The 15,210-nt window shown below is 41.0% G+C and carries 11 protein-coding genes; 6 read left to right on the top strand and 5 right to left on the bottom strand.

Going from position 1 to position 15,210, the window contains the following annotated elements:
- Positions 1-28: 28 nt before the first annotated feature.
- From J4N25_RS13040 to J4N25_RS13025, 4 genes are all read right to left on the bottom strand, one after another.
- Positions 29-2,929 (bottom strand): FAD-binding and (Fe-S)-binding domain-containing protein, encoded by a 2,901-nt coding sequence (locus J4N25_RS13040; protein ID WP_207420083.1) that lies wholly within the window; start codon positions 2,927-2,929, stop codon positions 29-31.
- Between the two features lie 108 nt (positions 2,930-3,037).
- On the bottom strand, positions 3,038-3,910 hold the full coding sequence (locus J4N25_RS13035) for a DUF1338 domain-containing protein (RefSeq protein WP_207420082.1): 873 nt from the start codon (positions 3,908-3,910) through the stop codon (positions 3,038-3,040).
- 226 nt (positions 3,911-4,136) lie between these two features.
- Positions 4,137-4,478: a VOC family protein gene (locus J4N25_RS13030; RefSeq protein WP_207420081.1), complete on the bottom strand. Its 342-nt coding sequence runs from the start codon at positions 4,476-4,478 to the stop codon at positions 4,137-4,139.
- Between the two features lie 54 nt (positions 4,479-4,532).
- Positions 4,533-5,276, bottom strand: coding sequence for a hypothetical protein (locus tag J4N25_RS13025; RefSeq protein ID WP_242695743.1), 744 nt, complete (start codon positions 5,274-5,276; stop codon positions 4,533-4,535).
- Positions 5,277-5,549: 273 nt separating this feature from the next.
- Between J4N25_RS13025 and J4N25_RS13020 the strand changes: the two genes are divergently transcribed.
- From J4N25_RS13020 to J4N25_RS12995, 6 genes are all read left to right on the top strand, one after another.
- On the top strand, positions 5,550-6,173 hold the full coding sequence (locus tag J4N25_RS13020) for an acyltransferase (RefSeq protein ID WP_207420080.1): 624 nt from the start codon (positions 5,550-5,552) through the stop codon (positions 6,171-6,173).
- A gap of 121 nt (positions 6,174-6,294) precedes the next feature.
- The gene (locus tag J4N25_RS13015) at positions 6,295-6,876 is read left to right on the top strand and encodes an RNA polymerase sigma-70 factor (RefSeq protein WP_207420079.1); all 582 of its coding nucleotides are present in this window, start codon (positions 6,295-6,297) and stop codon (positions 6,874-6,876) included.
- Between the two features lie 77 nt (positions 6,877-6,953).
- Positions 6,954-7,967: a FecR family protein gene (locus J4N25_RS13010; RefSeq protein WP_207420078.1), complete on the top strand. Its 1,014-nt coding sequence runs from the start codon at positions 6,954-6,956 to the stop codon at positions 7,965-7,967.
- 148 nt (positions 7,968-8,115) lie between these two features.
- Positions 8,116-11,484: a TonB-dependent receptor domain-containing protein gene (locus tag J4N25_RS13005; RefSeq protein ID WP_207420077.1), complete on the top strand. Its 3,369-nt coding sequence runs from the start codon at positions 8,116-8,118 to the stop codon at positions 11,482-11,484.
- A 2-nt stretch (positions 11,485-11,486) separates the two neighbouring features.
- Positions 11,487-13,073, top strand: coding sequence for a DUF4397 domain-containing protein (locus J4N25_RS13000; protein WP_207420076.1), 1,587 nt, complete (start codon positions 11,487-11,489; stop codon positions 13,071-13,073).
- 40 nt (positions 13,074-13,113) lie between these two features.
- Positions 13,114-14,232 (top strand): hypothetical protein, encoded by a 1,119-nt coding sequence (locus J4N25_RS12995; protein ID WP_207420075.1) that lies wholly within the window; start codon positions 13,114-13,116, stop codon positions 14,230-14,232.
- Between the two features lie 159 nt (positions 14,233-14,391).
- Here the strand turns inward: J4N25_RS12995 and J4N25_RS12990 are convergent, their stop codons facing one another.
- Positions 14,392-14,757 (bottom strand): BTB/POZ domain-containing protein, encoded by a 366-nt coding sequence (locus tag J4N25_RS12990; RefSeq protein ID WP_207420074.1) that lies wholly within the window; start codon positions 14,755-14,757, stop codon positions 14,392-14,394.
- Positions 14,758-15,210 lie beyond the last annotated feature (453 nt).

Below are 15,210 nucleotides of genomic sequence, written 5' to 3'. Positions count from 1 at the left end.
ACCTCTCCCCCTGGTCTATGTAAAAGATTTACTTTAAAGCCTCAAAAAGTATTTCTACAGGATGTAAAGCCATTCGCCCGGTTCCATCCTTTATTTGATGTCTACAGCTAGTTCCAGGTGCTGCAATTATTGTGTCTTCGTCAGACTGCCTAACCGCTGGAAATAGTACCAGTTCTCCAATCTGCATTGAGACCTCATAATGTTCTGCCTCGTACCCGAAGGAACCTGCCATACCGCAGCAACCAGAAGGGATTTCTTCAACAGTATAATTCTCAGGGAAAGACAAGATTGTCTTGCTGGCACCAGTCGCTAACCAGGCCTTCTGCTGGCAATGCCCATGGAGCTTAACTTTTCGGACGTCGTCTTTAAATTGTTCCTTCCGTACATTCCCTTTTTGCATTTCAAGCTCCAAGAATTCTTCTATTAAAAATGCGTTAAGCGCTAACTTGCGAGCAGCAGGCACAAGATGCTCATCTACCAGGTCGGGATACTCGTCTCGGAAAGTTAAAATTGCAGAGGGCTCAATGCCAATAAGCGGGGTTTCTTCTGAAATAAGCGTAGATAGTAATTTAACATTATGATTAGCTGAAGTTTTAGCTTTATGCAGTAAGCCTTTGGAAATAGCCGCCCTTCCACTTTCCTTATGATAGGGAATATGCACCTCGTATCCTAGCCCTTGGAGCAATTCAACTGCTTTAATCCCAATTGTAACATCGTTATAATTACTGAACTCATCGCAGAATAAATAAACTAGGCGACCTGTTGGAGATGGATTCTTTTGAAGCCAGCTTCTTAACGTAAATGAGTGCAGCTTGGGCAATGACCTATAAGTAGAAAATCCCAGCAAGCTTTTAACCCAGGAAAGATTATTAAGAAAATTGAAGAGCTTTGAAAAAGGAGTTGCCAGCCTATTTATGGAAGCAATATTTCCGATAAGTCTGGAACGCAGGGAAAAACCGTGACTTTGGTGATATTGGTGCAAGAATTCAGCTTTCAATTTAGCCATATCCACACTTGATGGACATTCCGACTTGCATCCTTTACAACTTATACACAGCTCCATCACTTCCTTGATTTCCTCACTGTCGAAGCGGTTTATCTTCGTAGAGGAAGTAAGAATCTCCCTTAGGACATTTGCTCTTGCCCGTGTTGTATCCTTTTCATTACGAGTAGCCATATAAGAAGGACACATTGTCCCACCCGCTGAGGCTAATTTACGGCAATCGCCAGAGCCATTACACTGCTCGGCATGCTGCAGGATGTTCTGCCCCTGGAAACGAAAAACAGTTTTAATCTCAGGAACATGTTGACCAGGGGAATAGCGGAGATGCTTATCCATAGGAGGAGTCGCCGTGATCTTTCCTGGATTAAAAATGTTATCAGGATCCCAGGCTTTCTTTATCTCACACAATAAATTATAGTTCTCGCGACCGATCATGTAGGGAATAAACTCCCCCCTTAACCTACCATCTCCATGTTCTCCACTTAAAGAGCCTCTATACTTCTTGACTAGTTCCGCAACTTCTGTAGCAACAGTTCTGAAAAGCATTTGCCCCTCAGCAGTTTTCAAATTGATGATGGGACGGAGATGCAATTCGCCTGACCCGGCATGAGCATAGTGGACAGAATATAGATCGTATTTCTTTAGTACCTCATTAAACTCACGGATATAATCAGGTAAGTCCTCCACGGCCACAGCAGTATCTTCAATCACGGCTACTGCTTTCTCATCACCAGGGAGGTTACTCAGCAAACCAAGCCCAGCCTTACGCAACTCCCAAACCTTTTTACGATCCTCCCCAAAAAGTACAGGATAATGGTAACCAAGATTATGGGCACGTAATTCAGACTCGACTGTATCAGTAATGGCTAGTACTGATTCGTAGTTATCCGCGAGGTATTCAACAGCCAGTATTGCTTTAGGATTCCCCTTTACAAAGAACCGGTTTTTCGACTGCTCCAGATTTTCCAGAGTACAGTCCAGGATATAATGGTCAATTAATTCACTAACCTGAGGACGATGTTTTAAAGCAATAATATTTGCCTGAAGTGCATCGCTGATACTATTTAAATGGATGCAAAGCAAACCACTGACGCCCCTGGGTATGGGCTCAAGGTTAAGCTTAAGTTCGGTAAAGAAGGCTAAGGTACCCTCGCTCCCGGTAAGTAGTTCACAGAAATTAAAGTTTTTGGTTTCTGCCGTGAAAGGATTAGTATCAAGTAAAAGGTCAATAGCGTATCCGGTGTTTCGCCGGCTCACTTGCTGCTTGGGAAACTCTTCACGGATCCTAACCTGATTTTGGTAGTCTCCCAATAGAGAACGAATATTTCGATATATAGTAGCTTCAAGGGAATCCCCGTCACATTTATCAATAAATTCTGAAAAAGATAAGGATTGGAAAACGGCGTCCGATCCATCCGAAAGTATTGCTTTTGCTGATAGTAAATGCTCACGAGTACTTCCGTAAACTACAGAATTTGAACCACAGGAATTATTTCCTACCATCCCTCCAATCATGGCACGGTTAGCAGTAGAGGTTTCAGGGGCGAAAAATAATCCATACGCTTTCAAGTAACGGTTTAAGTCGTCCCGGATAACACCCGGTTGTACACGTACCCAACGTTCTTCAGCATTGACTTCCAATATCTTTGTAAAATATCTTGAAACGTCCACTACCACTCCATTCCCTACCACCTGCCCAGCAAGTGAGGTGCCGGCTGTTCTTGGAATCAGGCAAGTGTTATTTGCTTTAGCGTAAGCAATAAGCTTTTTTAGATCAGCCTCTGTTTTGGGAATAGCAACAGCCAGAGGTAGTTCGCGATACGCAGATGCATCTGTCGCATAAAGGATGCGGGAAGTTTTATCCGTGTACCATTCGCCATCAAGCTTCATCTTATTTAAATAAACCTGGAACCAAAGGTAAAGCATTTGCATAAATGCTTGTAGCCCTAATTATCCTGTCAATCATATTCGAGCCTTACTAGCCTTGCCATAGTTTATCACCCGGGAAAGGGCTTCTCTAGTATAAAGAACTACTTATTTGATTTGTGAAGTGTAAGTGCTCTCAAATATTTTATCCGCATTAGAGGTTTCAAAACCATCACGATAACGCTCGGTACCTGGAATAATGCTGCGTTCGGCGAACTCCACATAGCTACCTGCAATTTCCTTTTGTTCTCCGCCTGCGAACACAGCCTTCACCATATTCGCTACTGTGGCACTTTGCCTTAAAAGCCCATCGCCGCTTGTTTTAATCTTACCGCCCGCATCATTAAGTTTTATCCCAAGTCCCTCAACAAAAGCATTGAACTGCTCGAGTTTACTAAAGCCCGGTTTCAAGGTATGAACACTAATAGTGTAGTGGTTCAAATAGTAACGGTTGTAGATAACCCAGGCGGCATATTCACTTTCGCCAAGCAAGGTTTCATAGTCTTTCTTTGTCGGCAGGTCCCACAGCGGCCTGTGCAGATATTCGGCAATTTGTTCGCCTGAATTCAAATCGAGTTCATCAACGGGATCCTTTTGAATATGACTGGTGTATCCATTGATGATTTCCTGTGCGTTAGAAGATAATTCTCCTACAAGAAGTTCACTAAGAAATACGCGAGGATAAACGGGAGCTGGCGGAGCATACCACCAGGCGTTAAGCTTTTTCTCTTCAAAATGGTACTGCTCCATTTTTTTATAGCCATGGCGAAGGAAGATCTTTTCAAAAGAGCCAATGCCAAGATAAGGCAGCCCGAGCGTTCGGAAGGCCACATGATCATTAACGATCTCTTGCTGCGACCCAACTACTTGATGTTCTATTAGCGCATTAGTAATCGTGTCAACTGCAGGAACGGCTTTCCTGTAGCGTGAAAATAGCTCATTCAGGAAATAACTTAATGGATTTTGATCAGTGAACTTCATAACTATAAGGTTTAATATAAGAACCAGCCATACCATTACTGGTTTTGAATAATTGCCCTAAAGAAAGAAATGAATGCTTTAAAAAAGAAAGGCCGCATCATGGGGACGCAAGCCAACTAACCAATTATGATACAATAACGCAAGAGTTTATAGCATATTGTTTAGCGACTATTTTTTTTTTAAAAAAATCAATTGACCCTTAAAGGCAAAATCTCTATTCAAATTCCTATTGATCTGACCATACTGCCAGTTCATTTCCTGATGGGTCAAGAAAATGAAAGCGTCTGCCCCCAGGAAATGAGAAAATATCTTTTGATATTTCACCTTTTGCTTCGACAATGTCCGCTTTAATTTTGTCAAGGTCGTTGTGATAAAGAACCACTAATGCTCCATTAACAACATCTTCTGAGCATCTTTCAAAACCACCCTCTAATCCACTTTCATTAAAGGCAACATAATCTGGACCGTAATCAGTAAAATTCCAGCCAAAAGCTAGTGTATAAAATTTCTTTATTGCCTCAAGGTCTTTGGCTTTCAACTCTATGTAGTTGATATGGTTGTTATTCATAATTCAGATAGAAATAAAATTTTCACCGAACCGCTCTTTTCCCTTTATTGTCGTTTACTCTTTAGAGATTACTGCAGTGGCAACAGTCTGCCAATTGGCACTTACTTCATTGTATAAAGGTTCATCCTGACTTCCGCCTTTCCAAATAGAATACATTTTTTTGCCCCCAGAAAGGTGACTTCTGGCTTCCTCTTGTAGTTTTGTAGATGATATACCTGCTAATACTTTATCAAGATTATAGTTAAAAACAACTTTATAATTGTCAGACGCAGTAATTGTGAAATCGTTAACACCCAAGTTAGCCTCAAAAGGCATAGAACTAGCCAGCATAATACTATCAGTACCACCAGTCTTATTAACGAATGTGCCTTTTAAATTAAAGGCCAGTTCGGGAAAGCCCGCTTTCTTCAAAAACAACTTTACTTTCACATCTTTATAGGAGCCTGCAGGTAGATTAAAAACCCCTGTCAGAACATCTGAGTTAAGGATGTTTAAGTTTTTATTAACAGTTATTGTGGTATCAATCACACTGCCATTTTTACCCACGAAAGCTATTTTCTCAATAAAAATGGAGGCTGAGGACCACTTAACGTAAGAAGATGATGCAGGGGTTTCTAATGTCTTAACAATTCCGCTTGTTGCCGAACCTGATGCCTTTGCGAAATAGGATACTTTTCCCTTCCCGCTTAACGTCACTTCAGGTGGTTTCTGATCGGTTGATTCGTCTTTGCTACACGAAATGGAAAAAAGCATTATTGCTAACGCCGTGAGTGATTGTTTTAAGGCTGAAATTGTCATGTTAAATACTTTAGGTTATCTCTAATTTGATGATTTAAATATATAGAAATTTCTTTAATGGAAAAAAAGTTCAAATAAGAGGTAAGGCTTTGTTTCATAAAAAAGATATACTGAATCTAATTAACCTCTTCTCAACTATCAGTAAAGAGTATTTTCATTAATTTAACAGAAAATTTTTTTTTAAACTTGTATAATTATCGCTATAATTCTTATTATCCCTTATGCATCTACGCATTTAATAAGTAATTCGATTAAACATTAAATATCTACTTCATGAAAGCAAAACTAAAAACATTCTTTATTTCAGTAAGAAATAGATGGGGAGTAACAAATTCAATAAAAAAAAGCAAAGAAAGCTCGGTTGAGATACTTGGTAATATTTTGTATACATCCATAAGAATTAAAGGAAATTCAAAGGTAGTTATTGGTAAAGGGTGCCGTCTTAGAAATGCATCGATCAAGGTAAGAGGGAATAACAATAGAGTGGAGCTGGAAGAGGGTGTATTTTTTACAGGAAACATTGAGCTGTTCGGGGATGGGAATTCTATTAAAATCGGAAATAATACGCGTATTAACGGCGCGGATTTTATTGTGCACAATGGAACAAATGTAGAAGTTGGTGCAAGATGCCTGTTCTCAACGAAAATAGACGTTAGGACGACCGATAGTCATGGAATTTATAACGCAGATGGAGAACGAATTAACCTGGATAAGAATATATACATTGGCGAACACGTATGGATAGGCCGCATGGTTTCGATTTTGAAGGGTGCTCGTATTGGCAATGGTTCTGTTATAGGATCCATGTCACTTGTCTCTGGCACTATTCCAAACGAAGTTATTGCTGCAGGAGTTCCAGCTAAACCTATCAAGAATAACATCTCCTGGAAGGAATAAATTATCTTTAATAATAACAGGGAGGGGATGATCTACGCAAAAATATTACTACACCACTAAAAATTTAATTCAGCGTTAACTTTTGGTAAAAACGATAAGCCTAGCTTGCCGGCTCATCGGTATGCGACCAACAGATCACGCAGATAACAGAATAGCAAAGTACTTGAAAGAAGACGAAGGCAAAGCCTTCGACCTCCTTTTCAGGGAGTATTTTCATAAACTATTTCTTTTTGCCTGCAAGCATCTTAGAGATGAGCATAAGGCGGAAGATCTGATTATGGATGTAATGTTGAACTTTTGGGAAAGAAGAACACAATTCCTCGCCGTTGAGAATATTGAAGCTTTCTTGTACCAGAGCGTGCGGAATAAAATTGTAGATCATTACCGTAAGAAATCTTTACAAACCGAACCAATTGAGGAAGCTACGCACCTCAGCTCTAGCTTCAGTACCGATGCTCAGGCTCATTTTAAAGACACCAAAAAAATATATTGCGAAGCACTGGGGCAGTTAAGCGAACAACGACGAAAGGTATTTGAATTACGTCGTCATGAGTTTTTATCTGTTTCGGAAGTAGCCCAAAAATTAAATATTTCCTCTAAAACGGTCGAAAACCATATGACCGCAGCATTGAATTTCTTGAAGCAATATCTAAAAAAGACAGGTGTCGCGGGAATTCTTTTATTTCTTATTACTATCAAATAAATTTTAAAAATAGATTGGGGGGTAGATAGGGCTATCTCGTCATTATAAATGATCCGTCTTGAGATCGGATTGTTTTTATGACAGAAAATTCTAATAGAAAGTTACTTAAAAAGTATATAAACCAGCAATGCAATGCAAGCGAATTGCAGCAGGTTCGGCAACTCTTACAGCAAGCTGAGGGGCAAAAAGAACTAGAGCATTTGCTGGATGAGGATTGGAAACAATTTAGTGCCCCTGACCTTCCAGAAGTTGAACTCAGAAGGTGGAAAATGCGCTTTTATTCCCTGAAAGCGAGTAATAGTTCCACTGGAAATCCCACAATTTATCGCTTTTTCTATGCTGCTGCTGCCTGCCTATTGATGGCTATCCTAACCTGGTTCTGGAAATCTCAAAATCAATCAGATTCTGCTCCACTGGTAAAAAATGTTGAACAGCTAAACCCTGCAGGCCAACGTTCAAAAGTTGTATTGCCTGACAGTTCGGTAGTGTACCTCGGCCCGGCCAGCTGTTTGTCCTATCCCGAAAAGTTCGGAAAAGACAAACGACAGGTATGGCTGGAGGGAGAAGCATTTTTTGAAGTCAGAAGAGATGAGAAAAAGCCTTTTTTAGTTCGTACAGGTAGTATACAAACCAGGGTATTAGGCACCTCGTTTAAAATTGATTCCCGCGAAAGAAGAGTAGTGGTTGCTGTAGCAACAGGAAAGGTACGGGTAAGTGAAACTCACGATGGGAGAATGCAGGCTTTGGCTAATTTATCACCTGGCGGAAAAATTGCCTTTAATGAAATCAATGGAAATGTAAACAGAGGCCATTTGGATCCTTCTGAAATTAAAGGCTGGAAGGATGGCAAGCTCTTTTTTAATAACACTAGCCTTGAAGAAATTGCAATTATACTTAGTCGCTGGTATAATATCCAAATACATATAGTCAACAATGACCTGAAAGCCTACCGGCTAACCCTGTCTGCCGATGGAACTGAGCCCTTAAAGCACATCCTAGAAATCATTTCAAGTACCGCAAATATTAACTATAAAATACAAAACCAAACAGTTTTACTCGAAAAGAAGGAGGAGAATGAAATAAAGAAATAGTAGAAAAAACCGTCCGCAAATGCTGCGGACGGCGAATGCCCTGCTTAACCCACGGATTGACAGCCTCAGGGTTAATGCTGGCTATGAATAGAAGCCATGCTTCTGATATAACAGTATTAAACTATAATTCCGTTACATTTTCAAAAATATGCAAAAAGTACTACAACAGTACCATCGTGCTCGCTTTTGCGGGGTAAGGATTTTTTTTACCCTGCTACTTTTCCTTAACAATTACTCCATACTGTACGCCAATCCAGGAAAAGAGCAAAATATTGATAATCTTAAAATTGATTTCCATATCAGCAATGCCAGCCTGGCTGAAAGCCTCGTGGCTTTGGAAAGAAGAAGTGGTGTTAAGATTTCGTTCCTGAATCAAACCGTAAGCAAAGCAAAAAAAACGGTTAATATAAGTCAGAAAGATATCAGTGTATCCAATACGCTTAAACTGATCCTTTCTCAAACAAATCTTACTTACAAACTAGTAAAGGATTACATAGTAATTGAAGAGAAAAAATCGGTAGTTCCTCCTAAACACCTAAAGGGAAAGGTTACCGATGATAAAGGAAATAGCCTCCCGGGAGTTTCTGTAAAAGTTGAGGGTAAACTAAGGTCAGCAGTTACCGATGTAAACGGCACCTTTTCAATTCCCGTTGAACCTGGCGACAAAGTTGTTTTTCAATTCCTTGGTTTTGAAACCAAGACAGTGGTATACTCAGGAGAAGAGCAAATATCAGTTAAGCTAAAAGAGGTAAATCAAGGACTGAAAGTAGTGGTCATCCACGGGCGGCGGTCATCGGCCTCAGACGTAGCACTCTTATCGGATCGGAAGAAATCATCCTCTGTTCAGGATGGTATTAGTGCAGAGGGTATTACAAAGGCAGGCAGTATAAGTACTTCGGAGGCAATGCAACGAGTAGTGGGAGTATCTGTTTCAGACGGAAAATACGTTGCCATCAGAGGATTAAGCGACAGAAATATTGTAGCACAGCTTAATGGTGCTCGCTTATCAACAGCCAATGCGGATAGAAGCGCCGTGCCACTTGACCTGATACCCGCAATGTTACTCGACAACATCTCGGTAATTAAAACCCTTACTCCAGATAAACCCGCAGATGCAACCGCTGGGGTAGTAGAGCTTAAAACGAAATCCATTCCCGAACAACTTACGATAAATTTTACAGCCTCCTCGGGCTTTAATAACCGTATTGGTGCCGATGGTAACTTCACATCATTTCAGGGCAGCGACCTAGGCACATTTGGTCAGCTAATTAGCCGTAGAAATCTATCCGCAGAATTTAAGGACCTTCGGTACCAATACATGAACGTGGAAGGTGGCATTCAGTCTGTATTTAGAAACAGCGCCGGCAGCATGGCAAACTACCAGGAAGCCCTCAGGCTCAACAGGCTTATGGAGAGTTTTGATCCAGTACTTACCACCTCATTGAAAAAAGCCGATGCTAATCAGTTGTATTCCTTCACGATTGGAAACAATTACACTGTATTTAAAAGGAAACTTGGCGTAATTCTCGGTGCAAACTACTTTAGTCGGACAGACGCAAACCAGGGTGGAGAATTTAATACTTATTCCTTCTACGGAGGCGCTGCAACAGGAGGCTATAATACAGGAACCGAAATTCCCGACTTTATTACACCTAATAACATACGTTTGCTTCCGTATCAAAACTACCGGGAACACAGCGGGACTCAACAAGTAACATATGGAGGACTTGCAGCGGTTGCGTATAAGATCTCAAACGAGCATGAGGTAAGTGCGCATTATGTTGGCAGCAAGGGAGCCGAAGCTACCGGCATGAACCTTATTGGAGGATATCCATCTTCAAATCTAATTTCCCAGAAAAAGTTTAATATTGGAAACCAGATCTATAACCTGCGTACCACCGAGCGTGATTTTCATACCCTCCAATTTAAAGGTGAACATAAGCTTGGAAAAGCCGCATCAGCTTGGAGGTTTAACTGGAACGCCAGCGGCTCAAATGCTATTCAAAACGATCCCGACTTTAGAAGTGTAAACCTGGTAACTGATACCAACCAGGTATACGACGTGAACAGAGTGAGCTACCCTGAGTATAGCTTTCCAGATGGAGATGAACTAAGCGGACGGTATTTCAGAAACATGAAGGAGAGAAACCGAAACTATTTCGCCGACTTAACACGAGAGTTCAAAGTAAACGACGATATCAAACTGAATTTAAAGTTCGGCTATTTCTTTCTAAAGCGTTCGCGTAACTATAACGAACAAGTACTCGGTCTGCCCGATGCTGGCCAGTTAATGTATTTGAATGGAGACCTGAATGCGCTGGTTGCGCCAGGGAATATTGGAATACGCGAAGGTGCTTCAGGAGGAGAGGGAACTGGCTTCGAAACCGCTCACCTCTACAATGTAAGACCAACACGTAATAATTATACTGGAAGTCAGAAGGTTGACGCCATGTACCAGATGCTGGATATTCGCTTAAAGGAGAAATTTCAACTTGTTGGAGGGGTACGCTTCGAACAAACCCGTATGCACGGGGTGGTAGATACCATTGGAATAGGTATTGATCAAAGCAATTTTACTAAACTCCAGAAGGATTCGCTCTCCGGAAGCAGGTATAACACAGACTTTAAACCGTACTGGTCGGGAACCTTTATTTACAGGCACAGTCCAAAAATGAATTTCCGTGCCGCCTATTCCCGCACTCTTCAGCGGCCCGAAATTAGGGAGTTCGTTCCCACTACACAATTCGATGCCTTCGAGAATGCTTTTGTTAGAGGTAATCGCGACCTGATTAATTCTACTGCACAAAACTTCGATTTCAGATGGGAATGGTTTCCAGCATTGGCGGATGTATTGTCAGTATCCGTATTCCACAAAAAGATCAAGAACCAACTTGAGAAGGTGTTTAGCGGGCCTTCAGGAGTTGCAGCAGATGGCCCTGCATTTACCCCATCGGTATCCTATCAAAATAATTCAGAAACCGGTAGGGTGATAGGATTAGAGTTTGAGATACAGAAAAATCTGGGCGTATTGGGAAGAAGTTTTCGCAACTTCAACTTAAGTAGCTCACTCATGCTTGCAAACAGTTCTGTTAAACTTAATAAAGACAGACTTAGCTCAGCCCGCCTGATCGATCGTTATGCACCAGATGAAAGTCCGGTATTTGAACAACCTCCTTACGTTATCAATGCCAGCCTTTCTTACGATAACAAAAAGTCAGGTTCAATCTTCAACGTCCAGTTTAATCAGATCGGAGAGCGATTGGTGGAGATTCAGTTAAACGGAGGCCCCGACGTGTATGAGCAGCCTGCCGGTGTTCTTGACGCTATTTTCAAGCAAAGGATTTACAAAGGACTTCAATTAACCGGCTTTGCTAAGAATATTCTCGATCCTGACTTTAAAAGGGTGTACGCTAAACCTGGAAGAGGAGGAAAATATGGTACCTATAACGAAGAATATATCAGAAGAAAATACCGTAGAGGAACAGAGTTCATGCTTGGCTTAAACTATAATTTTTAACGATGAAAAGATTTCTTTCAATCAGAATAGTATTTATTACATTATTAGCACTGTTGGGCTCGTGTAAAGAAACAGACCATCTGTACGAAGTTCCTGTTAATGAACTTTCAGAGGTAACGCTATACAACGTGGCCAAAGGAGAAAACGAGGGGATTCACCGTATTAACTTCGAAGAAGATCCTATGACTGGAAGCCCGAAAATTTATCCTGGGTTTCAACTAGGGATTTGGAATGAGAGTACAGGTTTTATCAGCAGCAATTCAAGCTCCATAAAACCAGGAAACCCTGTAAACATTCCAACCTCTGCCTTCACTAACGATACCTTGCGACTTCATTTTTTTCAGACTGGCGTGCCTGTAGTAAACCAAGTAATATCTAATGGCAATAAGGATATCTATTATTATGCTTCGGGTAGCAGAGTTACCCATAATAATTCAAGATCGGCCTCCTATGCCTTGAAGGAATTTCCCAAGAACAATGAAGCCCCTTCCCCTGGGCATTTCAAAATAAGACTTTTAAACCTTGACTATGGGTCCATCTTTCCTGCAAGGGCTACCGCAGCACAATTTTGCTCTCTTCATTTAAGCCAGGGAAGAGAGTTGATAAAGGATGTTCCACTGGGACAAAGGTCGGCGTTTATCGAACTACCTTATGGCACCTATCGACTAGCCGTAAAGGATAACGATAATAACGTCAGATCTCAGATCTTGTCGAATTTCCTTACCCAAATTGCTGGCGGTAGAGAAGCTACAACACCCGTTTTTCTTAAACCAGGAGGAAATTACACTGTGGTCTGCCTTACTGCAAGTAGCTATTCTGAAGGATACCATATGTTTGATATTATAGAAGAAAAGGTGTATCAGCAGGAGCAATTTGGGAAGCTTATGTTCCTGAATGCCTTGCCCTCAGGAACTTCTGCCGAGCTTAATATAGGATCCTTAAAAACAGGGGCTCTTGCTTTCGGAGCTTTTTCAGGGTATTCATTAATACCTTCTGGAGATCACCCTGTATCTATCCGATCTGCAGGTCAGCAGATCATTGAAGACAAAATAGAGGTTAAGGGTAATGATAACCTTACTCTTATTCTATTTGAGAAAAACGGCAAACCAGCAGTGAAGGTTATTCAGAATAGATTAAAGACCAGTGGTGAACTCGCGGGTGTAAAAACGCAGTATTTCAATTTTTCGGATGCGGCCTTCGTTACTTTTCGAAAAAATAATGACGAGTCAATACCCAATAATCAGTGGGAGCCTGGGGATGAAAAGACCACCTACCTGCAACAGGGAAGAACCCTGCTGGAGCAGAAAAACATTCAGGAAGCTTTTATTGATTATTCGGCCTTTGACCTCGAGCCCTGGAGTGATTATTTCCCGGTTAAACTTAGTGCGTTTGTTAACGCATCGGCAACTGAAGCGCTGCCTGGGACTAAAATAGAAGGTCTGGAGCTCGATTTTCCGTTCACATACACACAAGGCGGGCCAGAAAAGGCAGATCCTGATTTGTACTCCGTTTTCCTGATTGGGCGCACAGCTTCTGATTCGCCTGCCGATAAAGCGAGGATTATAGTTATCCCCCACTCAAACAAGTAGACTTCACATTGTGGCAATCAATAAAATTACAACGAGTTTTATGAGACTTTTAAAGAATACAGTTTTTGGAGCTTTGATCATGGCTTTCCTTGTGGCCTGCGAAAAAAAAGAAGACATGAAGCCCATTTCCAATCCAGCTTATATTAGAGCATTTCAGGGACAAACAAATTTCGGTTTAGGTGAAGGCCCGATGGGGGCCACCGGAATTCCTACTGGCAACCCGAAGCTCTACTTTGTAATAGACGGCAACTTCGAAAAGGAAGATCAGCATCCCTTTGGAGCAAGTTCAGCTGAAGTATTATGGCCCAGGAGCAATTTCCAATTCGGCGTGTACAGATATTCCGGCACAGCTACAACTGAGTTTCCCGGAAATAAAACCTTCAATCCTGTAGGTCCAAATATAAATGAGGCCGACCTCAGCGCATGGATGCAAATTAGTTCTGGGAAACACAGGATTAGCTTTTTCAGATACAATGAAAATCAAAAGCCTTTCCGGTACAAGAAGGAATTTTTGCTGTTAGATACTGTAATGGAGCTCTCCTCCGGGCAGTATTATACTTTTCAGAGTATAAGCGCTGATTTAGATGATCCCGCGAAATTTAAACTTCAAGTTCTAAAAGAAGGTATCACGCATGATTTTAGGGATAGTACTAAGATTTATTTTAGTTTCTACAGCTCAATGGCAGATCCCTCCGTTTTCCCTGTTAGCGAGATTGACATCTATCATTCCTACTGGTATATCCAATACCTTGAACCGGGAGTTGTTAATAGCCGATCCAAAGAAATAGTTTCGCCAGAAGTGTTTGCTACATCACTTTCCACAAAAGTTTCTCAAGAGGATGATAACCAGTCGGATTGGATAGAGCTCGATTATCCGGCAACGTTTTATAATGTTTCGCCTGTGGGAGAGATAAGAAGAAAACCTTTCAGCGTGTTTAGTATTTACAAAAAAGGGGAAAGCAAAGCCAAGGGCGACGACCCTCTACTTGTCTGGAATAGTTTTTATAACGGTTCTCCATTTAATACCGGCCTGCCCGAGCTAGTTGGAGGAGACATCAGAAAAATTCAGCTTTGCAATTTCAAATACTACTCCTGGGGAATGCCCACTTCAGACATTCGTTTCTATGCTCATGCTATAAAACGTAAGACAAACAAATAGAAAAAGATCCGGTGTTAATGTGTAATGCTCTTCGGCCGGCTGCTGGTCGGAGAGTTTTTTGTTTCTTACCTTTCTAGTTCGGTAAATAGCCCTTTCACCTCAGCTCCGTGAGGATAATTTCTAGATTATTTACAAAATAGCGGAAGAGATAAAAACTTGTTATTGATTCTTATACGTATCCTGATAGTTCAAGCTCAGCGTATCCCCTCCATTCTTTTTAAAAACCCTAACAATAAGCTCATTTTGTAGTTTAACTAAGGAGTCCCCCACCTCTATAAATCTTTCCCAATTGGGCAAAATCTCGTAACGATAGCCACTTCTTAAAAGTGCAACTTTAATATTGTGATTCTGTTTCTCATGGAATAAGGTGTCCACTGTCCCTTTGAAGGCCTCCTTTAAGTCATCCTCGCTTTTTAATTCCTCTATAGACTTACCTGTGAACATGCACCATAAGAAATATCCGCACAAAACTACTGCAGGTATTCTAAAAAGTATATTCAGTATTATACTATCTACTTTATTCATGAATTCTTCTACTTCCCATTAATAGCAATTAAGCTTATCGTGCCATCCCATCAAGTCAAAATCTTCTTCTGTCCAGATTGCCTTTTCGGGCTTATATTCATCCATTTTACTTTTCGATATTACTATGGCTTTTGGAAATAGTAGTTACTATTACCAGACCATTAGCGGCATTTTCAGATCACCAAAACTGTTACTAATAAAACAGAGCTATTTGTCGATATCAGCTAGTTCCATTCCTGACAGATATCTTGCAAATTGGCCTTGGCCTGTTAACAATAACATCTGATAGTATCAGCATTGTGTTTTTTAATAACATTAAGCTAAAATTCCTCCTCCAGTTCAGTAATAACGTTTTCTGGACTTTTCACAGAATAGCGCAAGCTTATGGAATCCCCTTCACTTAATCTATTAGGATTGCTGTCCCAACCGTTTGTTGTCTCAAAGATCTCCTCT

Source organism: Desertivirga brevis (assembly GCF_017355835.1).
Note: the sequence above shows the minus strand (reverse complement) of the source record. Positions and strands in the feature narration are given on the sequence as shown.